This is a genomic window from Mesorhizobium sp. M5C.F.Ca.IN.020.32.2.1, assembly GCF_004023105.1.
In the GTDB taxonomy this organism is placed as follows: Bacteria; Pseudomonadota; Alphaproteobacteria; order Rhizobiales; family Rhizobiaceae; genus Mesorhizobium; species Mesorhizobium wenxiniae.
The window spans coordinates 1-17,615 of record NZ_RZSX01000001.1; the positions used below are offsets into that span (position 1 = coordinate 1).

General features: G+C 60.7%; 18 protein-coding genes, 1 tRNA gene and 1 pseudogene. 12 read left to right on the plus strand and 8 right to left on the minus strand.

The window, feature by feature from the left end:
* The 6 genes and pseudogenes from EOA86_RS00005 to EOA86_RS00030 form a co-directional block, all read left to right on the plus strand.
* Nucleotides 1–596, plus strand: a pseudogene (locus EOA86_RS00005) (epoxide hydrolase); the annotation flags it as partial.
* Between the two features lie 35 nt (nt 597–631).
* Nucleotides 632–1,147 (plus strand): cupin domain-containing protein, encoded by a 516-nt coding sequence (locus EOA86_RS00010; protein ID WP_245497060.1) that lies wholly within the window; start codon nt 632–634, stop codon nt 1,145–1,147.
* A 27-nt stretch (nt 1,148–1,174) separates the two neighbouring features.
* The gene (locus EOA86_RS00015) at nt 1,175–1,642 is read left to right on the plus strand and encodes a carboxymuconolactone decarboxylase family protein (RefSeq protein ID WP_128340366.1); all 468 of its coding nucleotides are present in this window, start codon (nt 1,175–1,177) and stop codon (nt 1,640–1,642) included.
* Nucleotides 1,643–1,826: 184 nt separating this feature from the next.
* The gene (locus EOA86_RS00020) at nt 1,827–2,315 is read left to right on the plus strand and encodes a DUF6130 family protein (RefSeq protein WP_128340367.1); all 489 of its coding nucleotides are present in this window, start codon (nt 1,827–1,829) and stop codon (nt 2,313–2,315) included.
* 35 nt (nt 2,316–2,350) lie between these two features.
* Nucleotides 2,351–3,049 carry a VOC family protein gene (locus EOA86_RS00025; RefSeq protein WP_128340368.1) on the plus strand — a complete coding sequence of 233 codons (699 nt, stop codon included), beginning with the start codon at nt 2,351–2,353 and terminating at the stop codon, nt 3,047–3,049.
* Nucleotides 3,050–3,340: 291 nt separating this feature from the next.
* A complete protein-coding gene (locus tag EOA86_RS00030; protein ID WP_164891498.1) occupies nt 3,341–4,945 on the plus strand; it encodes a GAF domain-containing sensor histidine kinase in 1,605 nt (534 codons plus the stop codon).
* A 188-nt stretch (nt 4,946–5,133) separates the two neighbouring features.
* Here the strand turns inward: EOA86_RS00030 and EOA86_RS00035 are convergent, their stop codons facing one another.
* Nucleotides 5,134–6,123 carry an NADP-dependent oxidoreductase gene (locus EOA86_RS00035; protein WP_245497061.1) on the minus strand — a complete coding sequence of 330 codons (990 nt, stop codon included), beginning with the start codon at nt 6,121–6,123 and terminating at the stop codon, nt 5,134–5,136.
* A gap of 362 nt (nt 6,124–6,485) precedes the next feature.
* On the opposite strand from EOA86_RS00035, the gene EOA86_RS00040 reads away from it, so the two are divergent.
* The 5 genes from EOA86_RS00040 (at nt 6,486) to EOA86_RS00060 (ending at nt 12,044) form a co-directional block, all read left to right on the plus strand.
* Entirely contained in the window at nt 6,486–6,938 is a 453-nt protein-coding gene (locus EOA86_RS00040; protein ID WP_128340370.1) for a (2Fe-2S)-binding protein, read from the plus strand.
* Nucleotides 6,939–6,952: 14 nt separating this feature from the next.
* Nucleotides 6,953–9,124: a xanthine dehydrogenase family protein molybdopterin-binding subunit gene (locus EOA86_RS00045; RefSeq protein ID WP_128340371.1), complete on the plus strand. Its 2,172-nt coding sequence runs from the start codon at nt 6,953–6,955 to the stop codon at nt 9,122–9,124.
* Nucleotides 9,125–9,317: 193 nt separating this feature from the next.
* On the plus strand, nt 9,318–9,923 hold the full coding sequence (locus EOA86_RS00050) for a sulfite oxidase-like oxidoreductase (protein ID WP_128340372.1): 606 nt from the start codon (nt 9,318–9,320) through the stop codon (nt 9,921–9,923).
* Between the two features lie 7 nt (nt 9,924–9,930).
* Nucleotides 9,931–10,677, plus strand: a complete 747-nt coding sequence (locus EOA86_RS00055; RefSeq protein WP_128340373.1) for a ferredoxin reductase — start codon at nt 9,931–9,933, stop codon at nt 10,675–10,677.
* Entirely contained in the window at nt 10,674–12,044 is a 1,371-nt protein-coding gene (locus tag EOA86_RS00060; RefSeq protein ID WP_128340374.1) for an FAD-containing oxidoreductase, read from the plus strand. Before EOA86_RS00055 ends, EOA86_RS00060 begins: the two co-directional genes overlap by 4 nt.
* Nucleotides 12,045–12,298: 254 nt before the next feature.
* On the opposite strand, the gene EOA86_RS00065 is transcribed toward EOA86_RS00060, so the two are convergent.
* A complete protein-coding gene (locus EOA86_RS00065; protein WP_128340375.1) occupies nt 12,299–13,507 on the minus strand; it encodes an NADH:flavin oxidoreductase/NADH oxidase family protein in 1,209 nt (402 codons plus the stop codon).
* 100 nt (nt 13,508–13,607) lie between these two features.
* Nucleotides 13,608–14,363 (minus strand): ATP-binding protein, encoded by a 756-nt coding sequence (locus EOA86_RS00070; protein WP_245497062.1) that lies wholly within the window; start codon nt 14,361–14,363, stop codon nt 13,608–13,610.
* Nucleotides 14,364–14,747: 384 nt separating this feature from the next.
* Between EOA86_RS00070 and EOA86_RS38330 the strand changes: the two genes are divergently transcribed.
* Nucleotides 14,748–14,862: transfer RNA gene (locus tag EOA86_RS38330), tRNA-OTHER, on the plus strand.
* A gap of 99 nt (nt 14,863–14,961) precedes the next feature.
* Here the strand turns inward: EOA86_RS38330 and EOA86_RS00075 are convergent.
* The 5 genes from EOA86_RS00075 to EOA86_RS00090 all read right to left on the minus strand — a co-directional run bounded on the left by EOA86_RS00075 (nt 14,962) and on the right by EOA86_RS00090 (nt 17,614).
* On the minus strand, nt 14,962–15,300 hold the full coding sequence (locus EOA86_RS00075; RefSeq protein WP_281035620.1) for an ATP-binding protein: 339 nt from the start codon (nt 15,298–15,300) through the stop codon (nt 14,962–14,964).
* Nucleotides 15,301–15,490: 190 nt separating this feature from the next.
* Nucleotides 15,491–15,967: a hypothetical protein gene (locus EOA86_RS41385; protein WP_348633307.1), complete on the minus strand. Its 477-nt coding sequence runs from the start codon at nt 15,965–15,967 to the stop codon at nt 15,491–15,493.
* Nucleotides 15,968–16,101: 134 nt separating this feature from the next.
* Complete coding sequence (locus tag EOA86_RS38335) at nt 16,102–16,260, minus strand: hypothetical protein (RefSeq protein WP_164759483.1); 159 nt, start codon at nt 16,258–16,260, stop codon at nt 16,102–16,104.
* A 270-nt stretch (nt 16,261–16,530) separates the two neighbouring features.
* Nucleotides 16,531–17,148, minus strand: coding sequence for a response regulator (locus EOA86_RS00085; RefSeq protein WP_127208499.1), 618 nt, complete (start codon nt 17,146–17,148; stop codon nt 16,531–16,533).
* A gap of 91 nt (nt 17,149–17,239) precedes the next feature.
* Complete coding sequence (locus EOA86_RS00090) at nt 17,240–17,614, minus strand: response regulator (RefSeq protein ID WP_065011580.1); 375 nt, start codon at nt 17,612–17,614, stop codon at nt 17,240–17,242.
* Between the last annotated feature and the right edge of the window lies 1 nt (nt 17,615).

Sequence of the window (17,615 nt, forward strand, 5' to 3'; positions counted from 1 at the left end):
ACGTCAACTTGTTCCTCGCGGCGATCGGCCTCAAGGACAAGCTGCCGGCAAAGTCCGAGCAGGAACGCGCGGCGCTCGACGCGGTCAACAGGTTCACGACGGACGGCTCTGCCTACTTCCAGGAGCTGGCCACCCGGCCGCAGACGATCGGCTACTCCCTTCTGGACTCACCGGTCGGGCTGGCGGCCTGGATGCTCGACCACGACACCGACAGCTACTACAAGATCTCCCGCGCGTTCGTCGACAAACAGCCCGTGGGCAATCTCACCCGGGACAACATCGTCGACAACATCATGCTGTACTGGCTGACGGGCACCGGTGCCTCGGCGGCCCGGTGGTACTGGGAATTCGGACGTTTCGTGGCCGCGGCCCACGCGTCCGGCAAGGCCCCTCCGCCGGTCACGGTTCCGGTCGGCTTCACGACGTTCCCCGGCGAGCTCTGGGCTGCCCCGCGCAGCTGGGTCGAGACCGTCTACCCCGGGCTCGCCTATTTCAACGAGGTCGACAGGGGCGGCCATTTCGCCGCCTGGGAGGAGCCGGCGCTCTTCTCAGCCGAACTGCGCGCCGCCTTCAGATCACTTCGGTCGGCCCATTGATTACCACCCACCCTCACGAATGAGAGGATACCCAGATGAAAGCGACTCGATCGATGGCAGTCGTCGCTGCAGCATTGTTCGTCGGAAGCGCTTTGGCGTTGGACGTGACACAAGCCCACCAAGCGGGAGTGACGCGCAGCGGTCTGCCGCCGCACGAGGCGATCGCTGCGTCAATCCTGCGCATGGTCGGGGCCACTCAGGGGACAGTTCCCGGCGAAACCGTCACCGTCGCCGCGGACGAGCCCATTCCGCATCTGCCAGGGAAGCGCCTGGTCGCTCATGTCGTCGACTACGAGCCTGGGGTGAGTTCGGCCGCGCACCATCACCCCAGCTCGGCATTCATCTACGCCTATGTCGTCTCGGGCGCGATCCGGAGCCAGGTCGGTGACGAGCCCGCGCGCGTCTACCGCGCCGGCGAGGCGTGGTTCGAGAACCCCGGCTCCCATCATCGGGTGAGCGCGAATGCGAGTGACACCGAACCGGCGCGCCTGCTTGCCGTGCTCGTCGTGGATGGGCCCGACGAGCAGCTGGTCATCCCCGACCCTCGATGAAGAACCGCACGGAAGGATACAGAAGTCATGTCTCAGCGGATGAACTACAACGCGGCCTCGCCGGCCGGGATGAAGGCGCTCGGCGCCGTCTACGCATATGTGCGCCAGTCAGGGCTCCCCTCGCGGCTCATCGATCTCGTATTCCTGCGCGTTTCGCAGATCAACGGATGCGCCTATTGCATCGACTCGCATTCGCGCGACCTCCTAAAGGGCGGATTGCCCGTCGAGCATCTTGTCCTCGTCGCCGTGTGGCCAGAGGCCGGCCAAACCTTCGACGAGCAGGAAACGGCGGCGCTCGCATGGGCGGAAGTAGTGACGCGACTCGGCGACCGGGGTGTGCCGGACGACGCCTACTCGGCTGCGGCCGCGGCCTTTGGCGAGAAGCAGCTGGTCGACCTGACGATAACGATCGGCCTGATGAATGCCTACAACCGAGTGGCGATCAGCTTTCGTGCGACGCCCATGGCGCTCGCCTCGCTTGCACCCGCAGCATGAGAGACGAGGGTGAACCATCAGAATGACGAATATCATCATGGTAACGGCGCTGATCGTCGCGAGCGCTTTCGCACTGCAAACGGCGCAGAGACAGTTCGCGGGATTTTCCGCGTGTCGGCGCTGAGTTGGTCGAGACTAATCGCAACTCTGCTCAAAATCGCAACTCTGCTCAAAGGAGAATGCAATGACCATACCCATCAAGACGTTTGCCGCCGCTGCGGCTGGCGCCGTGCTCGCAACGAGCGCTTTCGCCCAGGACGCTGCCCCAACCGCGAGAGATGTCCGCGGGGCCACGCCGTATGTCGCCATCGAGAACGAGGCCGCACCCAAGCTGATCGTGGACCCTCCGCTTGCCGAAGGACTGGCCCAAGGCGTCTTCTGGGCCCAGTACCGGGTCGAGAACCTTCACATCGCACCGGTGTTCGGTAAGGGCGCCCTCTCTGTATCCCCACGCATCGGGCACCTGCACATCATCGTCGACGACCTGCCCTGGTGGTGGGCAGACGCAAGTGACAACAATACGGTCGACATCGCAGGGCTGCCGCCCGGCGAGCACAAGGTAACCATCGCCTTGGTCGACGCCAACCACAACGTTATTCCTGGACAGGTAGTGACTCTGCCGTTCACTGTGCCTGCCTCCGCGCCAACGCAACATGTTCATGTTGCGAAATAACCAATTCTGAAGCCATCAACGTCAGGGAGGTTAAAATGAGCAGTGTTACTGAGTTGGAGCGTGGTGAGTCTACGAGCCAGACCTCGAAGGTCAGGGCGGTGGATATGAAGTTCGAGTTCGTCGTCATCCCGGTCTCGGACGTCGATCGTGCCAAGCGCTTTTACGGCGGCTTGGGATGGCGGCTTGACGCCGACTTCGCCTCCGGTGACAACTGGCGCGTTATCCAGTTCACGCCGCCCGGCTCCGGCAGCTCGGTGCTTTTTGGCAAAAACGTCACCGCCGCGGCGCCCGGCTCCGCCCAGGGTCTATACCTCGTCGTCTCAGACATCGAAGCCGCCCGCAAAGATCTGCTTGGTCGTGGCGTTGAGGTCAGCGAGGTGTTTCACAACGCCGGAGACGTGTTTGTGGGCACCGACGAGCCCTACCTGTTGGGGCAGCGCCGGCTTAGCGGTCTCGAACCCGATCGTCTCAGCTACCGCTCGTTCATCTCGTTCAGCGATCCAGACGGCAACGGCTGGCTGGTGCAAGAGGTCACAGTGCGGCTGCCCGGACGTATTGACACGGACGTGACGACTTTCACCTCGCCGTCGGAGCTCGCAAGCGCGATGCGACGCGCGTCGGCTGCTCACGGCGAGCACGAAAAGCGCAACGGCGGCCAGATGGACGAGAACTGGCCGGAGTGGTACGCCGATTACATGGTGGCGGAGCAGGCCGGCAAGCCGCTGCCCTGGTGAGCAGCCGATACCGTGTGATCGAGATGCTCTCTCGCACTCTCACGGCCGCAACATCACTAGAGCGCCAGGCGCCCTACTCGTAACAGGGGCAGTAGTGGAGAACCGATACCATCGTCTCATGGACCTTTGCTGGGGGCGGGCGCCATACTAAGCGAGCGAGTTGTACGCTCCGCCTCTGGCCTAGGTAATTCGCGCCAACTGGAAGCGCCCGTGTGGCCGAAGCCGCTAAACCAAATGCCGTTTCGCTTGAGAGGTGACGATCCCGCGGAGACACTTCACAGAGGCCGGGCCATGAAGTCGGATTCTTCAGAGATCGCAATTCCGTCGGATGTTCTTCGGAAATGGCAGCGGATCGCAGACCTTTTGGCAAACATCGTGCACGTTCCGTCGGCGGTGGTGTGCAAACTCGAACCGCCACATTACACGCATTACAAAATCCTAGCCTCTAGCAACTCGGAGGGAAATCCTTTTCCAGTCGATGATACTTTCTCGATGAATATCGGGACCTTTTGCGAAACGGTAATCAAGAGCCGTGAACCGCTGCTTGTCGTCAACGCCTTGGAAGACGATCAGTGGAAACAGGCTCCTGAGATCCAAGTGGGGATGGTCTCGTATTTGGGATTCCCCGTTGTCTGGCCTGATGGGCGGATGTTTGGAACCATCTGCGTCCTTGATGATAAGGCTAATCGATACAGCGACCTCTGCCAGGAACTTCTATTGCATTGCCGCGATGTCCTACAAGCGGACCTGCAGACGCTGGTCCGCTTCGGCGACGAACTCGAGGACCAAAAGGCACATCTCAGCGAACTGTTCGCGCGGGTTCCAGAGGCGGTTATCATGATCGACCGCGACTTCAGGATTAGGCGTGTCAATCCGGAGTTCACAAATATTTTTGGATACATGGCCGAAGAAGCGATCGGTCACGGAATCAAAGAACTCATTGCGCCGGACGATCTCCTGGAGGAGGCCGAAGGCTTTTTGTATCGGATGTTTGAGACCGCCGAGACATTCGCCGTTGAGACCGTCCGTAGACGGAAGAACGGCACGCGTGTGCCAGTCTCCCTGATTTGCGTTCCGGTGCCATCCCATGGTGGTGAGCAGGTTGGTTACGTGATCTATCGCGATATGACAGATACCAAGCGGCTCGAGGATGAGCAGCGGCGATACCACGAAATTCAGTTGGAACTCGCACACGCGAACCGTATCGCGACTTTAGGGCAGTTGTCCGCGTCGATTGCACACGAGCTTAACCAGCCGCTGACAGGCATCATTACGAACTGCAGTACCTGTTTGCGAATGCTGACAAGCGACCCCCAAGACCTTCACGGCGTGAGAGAAGCCGTGCGGCGCACAATGCGAGACGGTGACCGGGCCTCCCAGGTCATTACGCGGCTGCGTGCTCTGTTTAGCAACAAAAAGCCCGCATTTGAGCCAGTGGGTCTTAATGAGGCCGCGCGAGAGGTGGTCGCGCTGTCGCTTGGTGAGATCCAGAACAGCCGGGTAATTTTACGGACTGAATTCGCCGACAACCTCCCGTGTGTCGCGGCGGATCGTGTTCAGCTCCAGCAAGTCATCCTGAATCTGCTCCGAAACGCTTTGGACGCGATGAGCGCTGTCGATGATCGCCCAAGAGACTTGCTGATTAGCACCGCCGGGGAGGAAGATGAATCAGTGCGGCTAAGCGTGAAGGATGTGGGGGTCGGTTTCGACCCCCACGCCATGAACAAACTATTCGAAGCTTTTTACAGTACGAAAAATGCCGGAATGGGTGTCGGACTTGCGGTGAGCCGCTCCATCATTGACAGCCATCATGGCCGCCTATGGGCGGTTCTAAACGATGGTCCGGGAGCTACGTTTTCGTTTTCTGTTCCTAGTGTCCGCCGTCAGCTCTCATGAGACAGATCGGCTGAACCTTGAGCCGCGCGGCCCGCACTTGATATCAGTCTATTACGGAACCCGAATCAGGACGATCGCAGCCCACCAGCAGCCAACGCCGCCGGCGCGGCGTTCCTCCCTGCCGACCGCGATGATGAGGTCGGCGAGCTCTTCCTGTTTCGGCGGGAACTGCCGGACGCAGCGTTAACTTAGTTCGTCCCAACTGTGAGGATGATTTTTCCCTTCTGTTGAGGCCGGATGCCTTCGAGCATTAGATGGGCATCGCGTGCATCCGCGAGGGGTAGGACTGCACCCACACGAGTTTTGAGCTTTCCGCCGTCGATCAGTCCAGCGATCTCCGCCAGATGTTGGCGTGTGACATTGACCAGAAAGAAGGCTGCTTCGACGCCATGGTGGTGCGCAAGATGCTGATCAGGCCGGGACACCGCGGAAATCAGCTTGCCGCCTCGCCGGAGGACCTGAAACGAACGCTCTTGTGTCTTGCCACCGACCAGATCGATGACCGCGTCTGCGTCGCCAACCGCCTCCTCAAAGCGCTGGGTCTGGAAGTCGATCACTGTGCTCGCGCCGAGCTCGTGCACGTAGGAAACATCCTCCGTTGCCGCAGTCGCGAAAGTTCTTAAGCCCGCGCGACGGGCCAACTGAACCGCATAAGCCCCAACGTTTCCCGCCGCCCCGTGAATGAGCACTGTTTGACCAGCTTCTAGCTTGGCTTGATCAAACAGCCCCTGCCAAGCCGTCACGGCAATGACAGGAACAGAGGCGGCTTCAATGTGGGTCAGCGAACCTGGCTTCCTCGAGACCATCGCTGCGGAAGCTACTGCATACTCGGCATAGGCTCCAATAAACCGGGGATTCGTAACACCATACACCTGATCTCCTGCACGCAGGTCAGAAACCCCAGACCCCACGGCGACGATTTCACCGGACAAATCCGAGCCCAGAGTAAGGGGGAGCGGTTGCGGCAAAACGCTCTTGCCAGCTCTAATCCAGCCGTCCCATGGACCAACGCCAGCGGCTTCGACTTTGACAAGAACCTCACCTGGGCCAGGACTGGATCGCGGGACTTGCTCGAAGATCATGACGTTTGGCGGCCCAAACTTATGCACGCGCCAAGCCATCATTGACAGATGCGCCTGGTCCACGTTGGCTTCATGAACGCTGCTGCTTCGGGCCATCTCATGCTCCTTATGCCATCGTCGACCTGCTGAACTTTGGCAAGCTCGTCACCTCAACCGTCTGAGCCGATCTACGCTCGGTCCAGCTGGACGCAACAGAATCCCGGAGGAGTCGCGCCCAAACGATAGTACGATGGTGTCGGTGATACTTTCGGATTGGCATGGGACAGCCATTGGTATCTTCACTGGTCGAGCAATACCAAAGTATCTCCGACACCATCGTGCAATAGATTTGGCTCCGCAACCAGTCGATCCTGTGCGCCTGACCGGCGAGATGCCTAGGGCGTGGGTAGCAGCTAGCCCAGCCTCTCGCCTCGACATCGGAGATGCGCGGCACCCCGCGGATCACAGGAGCGGACGCCATGACCTTCGCCATCAAAGTCAATGGTCAAATCCACAGCGTCGATGTCGACGACGACACTCCGCTGTTGTGGGTGCTGCGCGACGTGCTTGGCATGACCGGCACCAAATTCGGCTGCGGCGCGGCGCTCTGCGGTGCCTGCACGGTGCATATCGACGGGCAGCCGACGCGATCTTGCATCACAACGATAGACAGCATCGGCGAAGGCGCGATCACGACCATCGAGGCAATCGGCGAGATAGCGGAGGGGAAGGCTCTGCAGCAGGCCTGGCTCGACCTCGAAGTGGTGCAGTGCGGCTATTGCCAGTCCGGCCAGATCATGTCGGCGACGGCGCTACTCCAGCAGACGCCGAAGCCGACCGACGCCGACATCGACAGCGCCATGTCCGGCAATGTCTGCCGATGCGGCACCTATCAGCGCATCCGGGCCGCGATTCACCGTGCCGCAGCGTGACGGAGGACAACGCGATGCCAAACGATCTGTCTGTTCCATTGGACCGGCGCAGCTTCCTCAAGGTCGGTGCGGCGATCGGCGGTGGACTTGCACTTTCCGTTGTCCTGCCGCCGGCGCTGCACCCCGCCCGGGCCGCTAATGCGTCGCAACCCGCGTTTGCGCCTAATGCTTTTATCCGGATCGACCGGCAGGGCGTCATCACCTTCGTGATGCCGATGGTCGAGATGGGACAGGGGACATACACATCACTGCCCATGCTGCTTGCCGAGGAGCTGGAGGTCGGCCTCGATCAGGTCCGGCTGGAGCATGCACCCGCCAACGATGCGCTCTACGCAAACAATCTGCTCGGCGCCCAGCGAACGGGGCTCTCTTCATCGATCCGTTCCGCGTGGACGCAGCTGCGCCAGGCTGGCGCGGTTGGCCGCACTCTGCTGATCATGGCTGCCGCCAAGCGCTGGGGCGTCGATCCTGCAACCTGCCGCGCCAAGCTGGGCGTCGTCTTCGACGCGGGCGGCACGCGCAGCCTGGGCTACGGCCAATTGGTGGACGATGCCGTCGCTTTACCGGTGCCGGTGCCCGAGCGCGTGCCACTCAAAGATCCCAAGGACTTCGTCCTGATCGGTACTCCGGCGAAGCGGCTGGACACGCCTGACAAGGTGAGAGGCAAGGCTCAATACGGCATCGATGCCAGGCTGCCCGGCATGGGAATCGCGGCGATCGCCATCTCGCCCGTCCTCGGCGGCAAGCCCAAAGCCGTAGATGAGGCTGCGGCGCGCTCGGTAAAGGGAGTACGCCAGTTGGTGCGCATCGAGAATGCCGTCGCCGTCGTCGCCGACCACCTCGGCGCGGCCAAGAAAGGACTGGAGGCGGCAGCGATCGAATGGGACGACGGCCCGAACGCGGCGATCAGCAGCGCCGACATCGTCCGCCAGCTCGAAGAGGCGTCACAGCGACCGGGTGCGATCGCTCGCCGCGAGGGCGACGTCGACAAGGGGTTCGCCGCGGCGACGCAGAGAATCGACGCCACCTATCAGATGCCCTTCCTCGCACACGCGACGATGGAGCCGATGAATTGTACCGCTCACGTCACCAAGGATGGCTGCGACGTCTGGGTCGGCACGCAAGCAATGCACGAGATGCATGCAGCAGCAGCCCAACTGACCGGCCTGCCTAAGGAATTGGTCAGGATCCACAATCATCTGCTCGGCGGGGGGTTCGGCCGCCGGCTCGACGTCGACGGCCCGGTGCTCGCGATCAAGGTCGCGCAGCAAGTGGAAGGCCCGGTGAAGGTCGTGTGGAGCCGCGAGGAGGACATCCAGCATGACATGTACCGGCCCTATTACTACGACCGGATTTCGGCGGGACTGGACTCGAATGGCAGGCCCATCGCCTGGACACATCGCGTCTGCGGCTCATCCGTCTCCGCGCGCTACGCCCCGGTGTTCTTCCAGAACGGAGTCGACGTCGATGCGGTGGAAGGGTCGGCAGAGCCGCCCTACGCCCTGCCCAGCATCCATGTCGACTACGTTCGGGTCGAGCCGCCCGGTGTCCCAACCGCTTTCTGGCGCGGCGTGGGCGTGACTCACAGCATCTTTGTCGTCGAAAGTTTCATCGATGAGTTGGCCGCGGCAGCAAAGCAGGATCCTTTTGCTTACCGCAAGGCACTGCTCGGCCACAATCCGCGTGCCCTTCGCGTGTTGACTCTGGCCGCGGAGAAGGCGGGCTGGGGCACGCCTTTGCCTGAAGGACGCGGCCGTGGCGTCTCGCTCGAGGTCGGCTTCGGCAGTTATCTCGCCCAGGTGGCGGAGGTGGAGGTAAGCGATGGGTCGGTGCGGGTCCACCGCATCGTCTGCGCCGTCGATTGCGGCATTGTGGTCAATCCGGACACGGTGGCGCAGCAGGTCGAGGGCGGCACGATATTCGGCCTTACCGCCGCATTGCACGGCGCCATCACCATCAAGGACGGCCGGGTCGAACAGAGCAACTTCGACAGCTACCTGCCGATGCGCATCGACGAAGTTCCTGTGGTGGAAACCCACTTGGTGAAGAGCACCGAGGCTCCGGGCGGCATTGGCGAGCCGCCGACGGCAGTTGTGGCTCCGGCAGTAACGAACGCGATCTTCGCCGCGACCGGCAAACGCATCCGTACCTTGCCGATCAACGCGAGCCTGACGAAGTCGGGGTGACTAAGTCGCAGCCCGCGAGGGTCATGATCGGACCATCAAGCGATCACGCGGCTCAGGCTACTGCGGTCGAGGCAGCCGGCTTCACGACCCGACAAGGTCGTCGTCTGGCAAACGCTTGCGCTAGCTTCCGTCGACACCGCTGCCTTGAAACAAGCCGTATGAACGGAGATGCGAGAGCAAAGGGAGTATCGTGATGGTCACACGCGGCTTTGTAGGCAGGCTGGTCAATTCTGATCAGTCGACCCGTCTTCCACCAGGGCAACATGTCGTCCCGGACTTCCCGGTCTTGTCGGCAGGGCCGACGCCGCGGATCGGCACCGGGGATTGGACATTCACTCTCAAGGTCGGGCCACGAATCGTGGCGAAATGGAACTGGGCTGAGTTCAACGCTCTACCGCAGACCAAGATGACGCGCGACATCCATTGTGTGACCACGTGGTCGAAGTTCAACACATTCTGGGAAGGTGTGCTGATCGACGATCTTCTGGCAGAGGCCAATCTCGAGGCGCCGACCGCCTACACGCTTGCGCATTGTTATGAAGGCTACTCCACCAACGTGCCGACGGCCGACCTTCTCGCCGGGAAGGCGATGGTGGCAATCAGCTATGCCGGCCAACCCCTTCCTGCCGAGCATGGCGGACCGGCGCGGCTCTTGGTCCCGCATCTCTATTTCTGGAAATCCGCGAAATGGGTGAATGCACTTCAGTTCACTGAGCGCGATGAACTCGGCTTCTGGGAATTGCGCGGCTACCATCGCTACGGCGACCCTTGGCGCGAACAGCGCTACACGAACGATTGACCGCCCCATGAACTGGCAGAACGCGATCATCACGCGCATCGAAAAGCTGTCGCCCCGCGTGAAAAGCTTCTTCTTTCGTCTTCCGGAGCCCATGTCGTTCCGGCCCGGTCAGCACGTTCTGCTACGGCTGACGGCGCCAGATGGTTATCGCGCCCAACGCAGCTATTCGATCGCTTCCGCGCCCGGGCCCCACAAGGCCGAAGAGCTCGAACTCGCGATTGAAAGGTTTGATGACGGCGAGGTCTCACCCTTCATGCATGATGCTGCCCAGGTGGGCGATGAAATCGAAATACGCGGCCCGATCGGCGGCCATTTCAACTGGAGTCCTGAGGACGGCGGTCCGGTGCTTTTCATCGGCGGCGGCTCAGGCGTAGCACCGTTCATGTCGATGCTGCGCCACCGCGCGGCGATCGGGTCATGGGTTCCGGTAGCGCTGGTGTTCTCAGCGCGGTTACGCGAGGAGCTTCTTTTCTTCGACGAACTTTCGAACATGGCGGCCACCGGCGATGGCTTTAGCCTGATGGTGACGCTTACACGCCAGGCGGGCGGGCACTCATTCCGTGCCGGGCGCATAGATGCACCGTTCATCGCGAGCATACTCACCGCCATGAAGATGACAGTTCGCCAGGTGCTCATTTGCGGTTCAAATCCGTTCGTAGAGACGGCCGCCGAAGGAACAATCGCATCCGGCGTAGACCCAGCTCTAATCAAGACTGAACGCTACGGCAAAGCAGACGGCGGGAGCTTGTCATGACCCTCAATTTCGACGCGATCATCATCGGTGCTGGTCAAGCCGGTCCTTCCCTCGCGGGGCGCCTGACAACGGCCGGCATGAAGGTCGCGCTGATCGAACGCAAGTTCTTCGGCGGAACTTGCGTCAACACCGGCTGCATTCCGACGAAGGCGATGGTCGCAAGCGCCTATGCAGCACGCCTCGCCCAGCGCGCGGGCGACTACGGCATCTCAATCGACGGCGGGATCGCAATCGACATGAAGAAGGTCCACGCACGCGCGGCCAAGGTGACACTCGATGCCCGTTCAGGCCTTGAGGCCTGGTTGACCGGCATGGAAAACTGCACAGTCATCCGGGGCCATGCCCGCTTCAACGGTCCGCACACGGTCGAGGTCGGCGGCGAAACGCTTTCTGCGCCGAGAATCTTCATCAATGTCGGTGGCCGGGCGGCGAGACCGGATATGCCCGGCATTGATCAGGTCAACGTCCTCGACAACACCGACATGGTAGCACTCGACCAAGTGCCGCGCCACCTCGTCGTAGTTGGCGGCAGCTATGTCGGACTGGAGTTCGCACAGGTGTTCCGCCGCTTCGGTGCCGAGGTGACAGTGGTGGAAAAAGGTCCTCGTCTGGTCTCGCGCGAGGACGAGGATATCTCCGCCTCGATCAAGGACATTCTCGAACGCGAGGGTATTGCGATCAGACTGGAAGCCGAATGCATCAGCTTCGAGCCACACGGCGAGGAAATCCGCGTTGGCGTTCACTGCGAGCGCGAACCTCGCGACGTGGCCGGCAGTCACGTGCTGCTCGCTGTCGGCCGCCGCCCCAACACCGATGACCTTGGCCTCGACCAGGCAGGAATCGAGCGGGACGCCCGCGGCTTCATCACGGTCGACGACCATCTCGCGACCAATGTCGAGGGTGTCTTCGCACTCGGCGAATGCAACGGCCGCGGTGCCTTTACCCACACGGCATACAACGATTTCGAGATCGTAGCCGCCAATCTGCTCGACGGCGAAACTCGAAAGGTGAGTGACCGCGTGCCAGGCTACGCGCTCTTCATCGATCCTCCGTTGGGACGCGCCGGCAAGAGCGAAGCGGAAGCGCGGAAAGCCGGTCGTGCCGTTCTTGTCGGTACGCGGCCGATGACGCGCGTCGGGCGCGCCGTCGAGAAAGGCGAGACGCTCGGATTCATGAAGGTCGTCGCCGATGCCGAAACCGGCAAGATCCTCGGTGCTGCGATTCTCGGGCCGGGTGGTGACGAGGCCATTCACGGCATACTCGACGCCATCAATGTCGGCACACCATATCGCGCCCTTCAGTGGGCCGTGCCTATTCACCCGACGGTCTCTGAGCTCATTCCAACTGTGATCGGTACGATGCGGTAGCGTAGTTAGGTGGACGTTACGCTGATATGCGACCAGGTCGCGACGTACGAAGTGACTTCAATGCTCACCAATGGTCGTCCCTAGCTTCGCCGAGTCCGGGCGGACAATATCCACACATCCTGGGTTGGTGGGATTGGGGAGTGTACTCATAAACGATCAATAGACGATGACCGCTTCGACATGGCCTCCAAGGCTGACCAATCGACCGTGTAAGTTGGGAATACGCGCACTGGTGACATAGTGCGGATCACCATTTAGGTCTTGTCCCGCGACCTCACTGGAAAGTGCCGCAACCAGACTTTTGTTCGGGATTTGTTGCGCGCTTCATAGTCTCGGATTGCCTGCCTGAGGTCGCCGAAAATCGGCGTTTCTTTGTCAGCGCCGATCTCGGTCAGCCGCATGGTGTACCACACGGTGATCCCGCGCTCCGGGGCATCGGAGAACCTGGGAAAGATCGGTTCAGGTTTCCGATCTGCTTTCCAGAGGTTGGGAAGTGAAGGCTCGAGGACGAGAGCGCGCGCAAGACCGACAAGATCGACCGCACCGCTTGCCACAGCGTCCTCGGCTTGCTCGCGCGTCTTGAAACCGCCTGTCAGCATAAGGGGCTTGGTCGTTACCGTGCGGGCGCGCTTTGCAAACTCGAGGAAGTAGGGTCCGCGCACCGTTCCGTCGGAGGCGGACTTTGCTCCGGGGAAGTAAGTCCCGCCGCTGATATCGATCAGGTCGACCGAAGACCGGTCCAGCGCCGCCATCACCTGGAGCGCGTCTTCCCTATCGAACCCGCCCTCGAGCTGGTCTGAGGAATTGAGTTTCACGGCGATCGGGAAATCCGGTCCGACAGCTGCGCGCGTTGCTTCGATAGCCTCCAGCAGAGGGCGCATGCGATTGACGATCGCCCCTCCGTATTCATCGCTCCGTTTGTTGAACAGTGGCGAAAGGAACTGGCTGAGCAAATATCCGTGCGCCGCGTGAATTTGCACACCGCCAAAACCGGCCTGTTGTGCCAGCCGGGCTGTCCTCGCAAACTCCGAGGGCAGTTGACGAATTTCGCCCATTGGCATTTCCGCGCAGCGCAGACCCGGCAGATCGAGGGCACTCGGTCCCCTAGGGTTGCTGGTCGGCGCGTACGCAAGCGCTCCGCCGTGACCGAGTTGCAGCCAGAACTCAGTGCAGTTTTCGCCGCCATGTCGCGCAAGTTCCCTGAACCGGTGAAGGCCGGAGGCATCGTTGAGGACCAGATTGCCGGGGTTCTCGGCGTAACCGGCGGTGAGTTGGACCTCGCCGATTATCGAAACGGCCAGCCCACCTGTGGCCCAGCGCTGATACAGCCTGATCTGTCCGGCTGTTGGATGGCCGGTTCCGTCGCCTAGGGAATCCGACATCGCCGATTTCGCGATCCGATTTTTCAGGGTCAAGCCGCAAGGCAGTTGCAGCGGTTTGAACAGAGTTCCACGGCGTTGCATCTAAAGTTCCACGACCAGGATTCCGGCCTTCATTTTTTGTCGACGAAAACTCGTGGCACCCAGCCTTTGAGCTCGCGTCACTCCTTGACACGCTTGATCGTCAACGTGAGCCTGCCACTACCGGCAGCCATAAGTCGATCGCTGTACCTTGGTGTGGCGTGCTTGTAATTGACAGCTCACCGCCTTGAGTTTCCATCAGGTGGCGCACCATCGCGAGGCCGAGGCCGGTTCCGTTACTTTTCGTCGAAAAGTTAAGTGCTCCGGCCCTTCGTATCGTCGCGCGGTCCATTCCGACACCGGTGTCGACGACCGACAGGCGGATCATCGGTTCGCGCGTGTCAGCATGGCTACCGGGCTGCTGATCGATGGCAGCGGCGACAACGACCTCGCCGGCGTCCGGCATCGCATCGCGGGCGTTTAGTATCAGATTGAGCAATGCCCGTTCCATGAGTTGCCGGTCGATGAAGGCGGACGGAAGATCATCGGCGATGTCGAACCGAATGGGGATTCCGCCAGGCAGCACACTCCGCAGCACGTGCTCCAGAGACTGCAGTAGCCGGCCAATATCCACCGCCGTAGGCCGGAGTTCTCGAGAGGTCGTAATATCGAGCAGCTGCCGTGCTAGAGCTTGGGCGCGGAATGCGCAGAATACAGCTGCGTCGATTCGTCTGAGTTGCCCCGGCGTGCCCAGCTGCTGAGCTTGCATTTCCTCCATGATAGTGACGATCGGGGTGAGGAAATTATTGAAATCGTGGAGGATCGAGGCAAGCAGTACTCGCGGATCGGTGCCCGACAGCGCAACAGTGTTCTCGTCTATGCTGCGACACCGGGATGTCAGAGGCTGTTGTTCGATCATGTCCTCTCTCCATCGGAGTGGCCGGAAGAACATCTCCGGAAACTCTCGCAGGCTGACGGCGGCGAAGGCGAAGCCACTGACCGTCGAGCTGACGGAGTTCCTGACGCGATTTCCTGTCCGCTTCTTACATCCGCTTAGTCGGATGCGATGATCAGAATTGGCCAATCGAGCAGGCAAATCTATTGGACGATGGTATCCTCAATACTTTTGCATCGGTTTGCGCGAGTTCGCCGAGCGCGCGAAAGCCAAAGACTTACCGGATGCTAGAATGATTTTCACATTCGATCCCTCTGCTTGTCACGCTGCGGATCCAATAGTTTTGGGACCTATATGCGAGTGTGACCGATATTGCCGTAACGGCAGATTTCGGTTAGCGTATGGATCGCGCGATTGCCGCAACATTGGTAGACGGATCCGATGCCAAAGCACTCATGATAGAGTGTTTCCAATCGGGTGTGGCGAAAGCCTCGTGCGGGTTCGATTCCCGTATCGCGCACCACTGATCACTGGTCCAACTGATCGGTTCGGAGTCGGCCGCGACACCAACCCGGAGCCAGTAGCCACCCTTGTCAAGTCGCGGAGCGCAGTCCTTCACCCTTCACAAGAGGAGCAACGTCACGGTCGTGCCGACGCCTTGTTCGCTTTCGATGTAGAGGCGTCCTCCTGCCCCATGGACGAAGCTCATCACCATTGGCAAGCCAAGACCGCCTAATCCGGTCGTCTTTGTGGTGAAAAAAGGATCCGTGGCACGGAGCAGCGTATCCCTAGGCATGCCGAACCCGTTGTCTGCTACACGTAGCTCAACATCCGTCGCGACCTGCCCTTCATAGATAAGAGCAGCGACGAGTGAGACAACGCCGCCCTTCGGCATTGCGTCGCGCGCTTTGAACAGCAGGTTCATGATAAGGCTTTGAAGGCCAACACGACTGCATGTCACAACTGAAACTGCCGGGCTGATCTGTAGATCGAAACTAATATTCGGCTCCCAGGTATCTTTGAGGAGAGCCTCAATCTCGGTCAGGCTAGACGCATGGTTTGCGGGACGAGGATCGGGCTGTCATGTGCAGATTTCATGATCATGGCGATCCAGAAGTAGCAACCTGGCTAGGAGCGACCCGTTGTGAGGACTAGAATCCTCGCTGCGGTGCAAATAGGCAGACGGTGTGCCCATCATTTGCTCCGGCCACTGAACACCAATGAAAAACGCCATCCGGGCTGTTCTTGATGCGGCTGTCCGTGTAGGCAATCACCTCCCCGGTACCCTCGATGACGTAGCCTTCCGGCCGCTCTCTGATGGCGTTTTCTGCGACTTCACGGCAATCGTAGCCCGAGCAACAGGCGAAGGGATAAGTCCATCCGTGTGGCTGCGCGGTGGTTAGCAACGCGTCATGCGCCCGCGCATTTGGCGCCATGAGGAGTCCGCAAGCGCCGACCACAAAGGCGATGCCCAAGGCCGGCAGCGTCATGCCTGCGAAGCCCTTGTTGCGCGCGGGCTTGCTGTCGCTGTCGACGACGCATTTGGTACGGCAGCGGCAGACCGGATCACTGGCATGGCAGCGGCAGAGCGGATCAGGTTTGCAGTCGAGTGCGTGCTTCGGTTTCATATCAGAACTCCTGTACTGGCAGCAGTTCGCTCCAGTGATCGGCAAAGGCCGCCTGCGAGCTGTAGAAATCGACTCTTGAAGACATTAAACGGGACACTCCGCCGGCGCCCCACTTTGCCGAACCTGCGTCGTCATCACCGGTCGCCGCGCGGTCTCGGCGCGTCGACCATAACCTTGCTGCGCGCGTAGGCTGGGCCGGGGCCGCGCATGTAGTGCAGCTCCGGCCGGTAGCGGGGCGCGACGAACTCACGAAACGCTGATAGAATCGGCACGATGAGAGACAAGTGTTTCATGACGCGATTTCCTTACCACCGAGAACATCTCCATAGTCGGATGCTATGAGCAGGTTCAATCAAATGTGGAGGCAAATCTATTGCACGATGGTGTCGTCAATACTTTGGCATCAGTCTCGGCGGCTCGCGTGCCGCAAGCCAGTGGCATGGTCGATACTTTTGGATTGGTCAGCCGGGAACAATGCTTCGTTGCCGAACCGCGCAATCCCAGAGCTGCTGTTCGCTGGAGTGCCGGCCAGGGGATGAATTAGACCTCGCCGCGTTCCGAGCTTAGTGGGCGATGCCGAGCCTTGCCGCCATGTTGACTAAGTCCGGGAGAGAGCGAGCACTCATCTTACGCATCACCTGGCCTCGATGTGCCTTCACTGTGATCTCGCTGATACCGAGCTCGAAGCCGACCTGCTTGTTCAGCAGACCGGAGACCACCAGCGCCATGACCTCTCGCTCCCGACGGCTAAGGGATGCGTGACGATCCCGCAGCGCATGAATCTCAGAGTCTAGTGCAAGCACGTTCCTGCTGCGCTCGAGCGCCTGCTCGATCGCAGTCAGCAGCACCTCGTCGCTGAACGGCTTCGTGAGGAACTCGACAGCCCCGGCCTTCATCGCCTTGACGGTCATCGGCACGTCGCCGTAGCCCGTGACGAAGATGATCGGCATGTCGGTCCGTTCGACGGAGACGAACTCCTGCAGATCGAGCCCGCTGAGATCCGGGAGATTGACGTCCAAGATCAGACAGTTCGGAACCAGCGGACGGGGACAAGCCAGGAATCCACGCGCCGACTCAAATGTCTCCGGCTGCCACCCAGCGGAGCGGATCAGCAATTCGAGGGACTCGCGCACGGAAACATCGTCGTCAACGACGAATACGAGAGGTATTTCGTGCGACATGGATGCCGATCTCGCTCCGTCGCCCAGTGCAGTCGCCAAATGCGTAATCATTGCTTATATCTCCACGAGATGGCCACAAAATGGCGTGACGCTAGGGCTCACTGAGCGCTGAACTGAGCGCCTTCTGAAGGGCCGCATCGCTGAACGGCTTGAACAGGCACTCCACCGCGCCTCGCTCGAGCAAACGCGGCCGCACGGTGTCGTCCCGATGTGCAGTGATGAAGACGATCGGAATCGGAAGGCCCCGACGTTCAAGTTCCCGCTGCAGGTCGGGGCCTGTCATCCCTGGCATGGAGACGTCGAGGATCAGGCATTTGGTCTTGTCGACGATATCAGACGCCAGAAACTCTTCCGCCGAGGAGAACGCTCTCACGCTGAAGCCGAACTCCTTGATCAAATCGGGTAGCGACTCGCGTACGGACTCGTCGTCATCGACGACCGATACGAGTGGATGCGCAATATTCATG

Bases quoted from the DNA above. Each gene is read 5' to 3' on its own strand.
- EOA86_RS00030 (WP_164891498.1), top strand. From the start codon at position 3,341: ATGAAGTCGGATTCTTCAGAGATCGCAATTCCGTCGGATGTTCTTCGG.
- EOA86_RS00020 (WP_128340367.1), top strand. From the start codon at position 1,827: ATGACCATACCCATCAAGACGTTTGCCGCCGCTGCGGCTGGCGCCGTG.
- EOA86_RS41385 (WP_348633307.1), bottom strand. From the start codon at position 15,967: ATGAAACCGAAGCACGCACTCGACTGCAAACCTGATCCGCTCTGCCGC.
- EOA86_RS00035 (WP_245497061.1), bottom strand. From the start codon at position 6,123: ATGGCCCGAAGCAGCAGCGTTCATGAAGCCAACGTGGACCAGGCGCAT.
- EOA86_RS00055 (WP_128340373.1), top strand. From the start codon at position 9,931: ATGAACTGGCAGAACGCGATCATCACGCGCATCGAAAAGCTGTCGCCC.
- EOA86_RS00025 (WP_128340368.1), top strand. From the start codon at position 2,351: ATGAGCAGTGTTACTGAGTTGGAGCGTGGTGAGTCTACGAGCCAGACC.
- EOA86_RS00040 (WP_128340370.1), top strand. From the start codon at position 6,486: ATGACCTTCGCCATCAAAGTCAATGGTCAAATCCACAGCGTCGATGTC.
- EOA86_RS00015 (WP_128340366.1), top strand. From the start codon at position 1,175: ATGTCTCAGCGGATGAACTACAACGCGGCCTCGCCGGCCGGGATGAAG.
- EOA86_RS00060 (WP_128340374.1), top strand. From the start codon at position 10,674: ATGACCCTCAATTTCGACGCGATCATCATCGGTGCTGGTCAAGCCGGT.
- EOA86_RS00070 (WP_245497062.1), bottom strand. From the start codon at position 14,363: ATGATCGAACAACAGCCTCTGACATCCCGGTGTCGCAGCATAGACGAG.
- EOA86_RS00045 (WP_128340371.1), top strand. From the start codon at position 6,953: ATGCCAAACGATCTGTCTGTTCCATTGGACCGGCGCAGCTTCCTCAAG.
- EOA86_RS00050 (WP_128340372.1), top strand. From the start codon at position 9,318: ATGGTCACACGCGGCTTTGTAGGCAGGCTGGTCAATTCTGATCAGTCG.
- EOA86_RS00090 (WP_065011580.1), bottom strand. From the start codon at position 17,614: ATGAATATTGCGCATCCACTCGTATCGGTCGTCGATGACGACGAGTCC.
- EOA86_RS38335 (WP_164759483.1), bottom strand. From the start codon at position 16,260: ATGAAACACTTGTCTCTCATCGTGCCGATTCTATCAGCGTTTCGTGAG.
- EOA86_RS00010 (WP_245497060.1), top strand. From the start codon at position 632: ATGAAAGCGACTCGATCGATGGCAGTCGTCGCTGCAGCATTGTTCGTC.
- EOA86_RS00065 (WP_128340375.1), bottom strand. From the start codon at position 13,507: ATGCAACGCCGTGGAACTCTGTTCAAACCGCTGCAACTGCCTTGCGGC.
- EOA86_RS00085 (WP_127208499.1), bottom strand. From the start codon at position 17,148: ATGTCGCACGAAATACCTCTCGTATTCGTCGTTGACGACGATGTTTCC.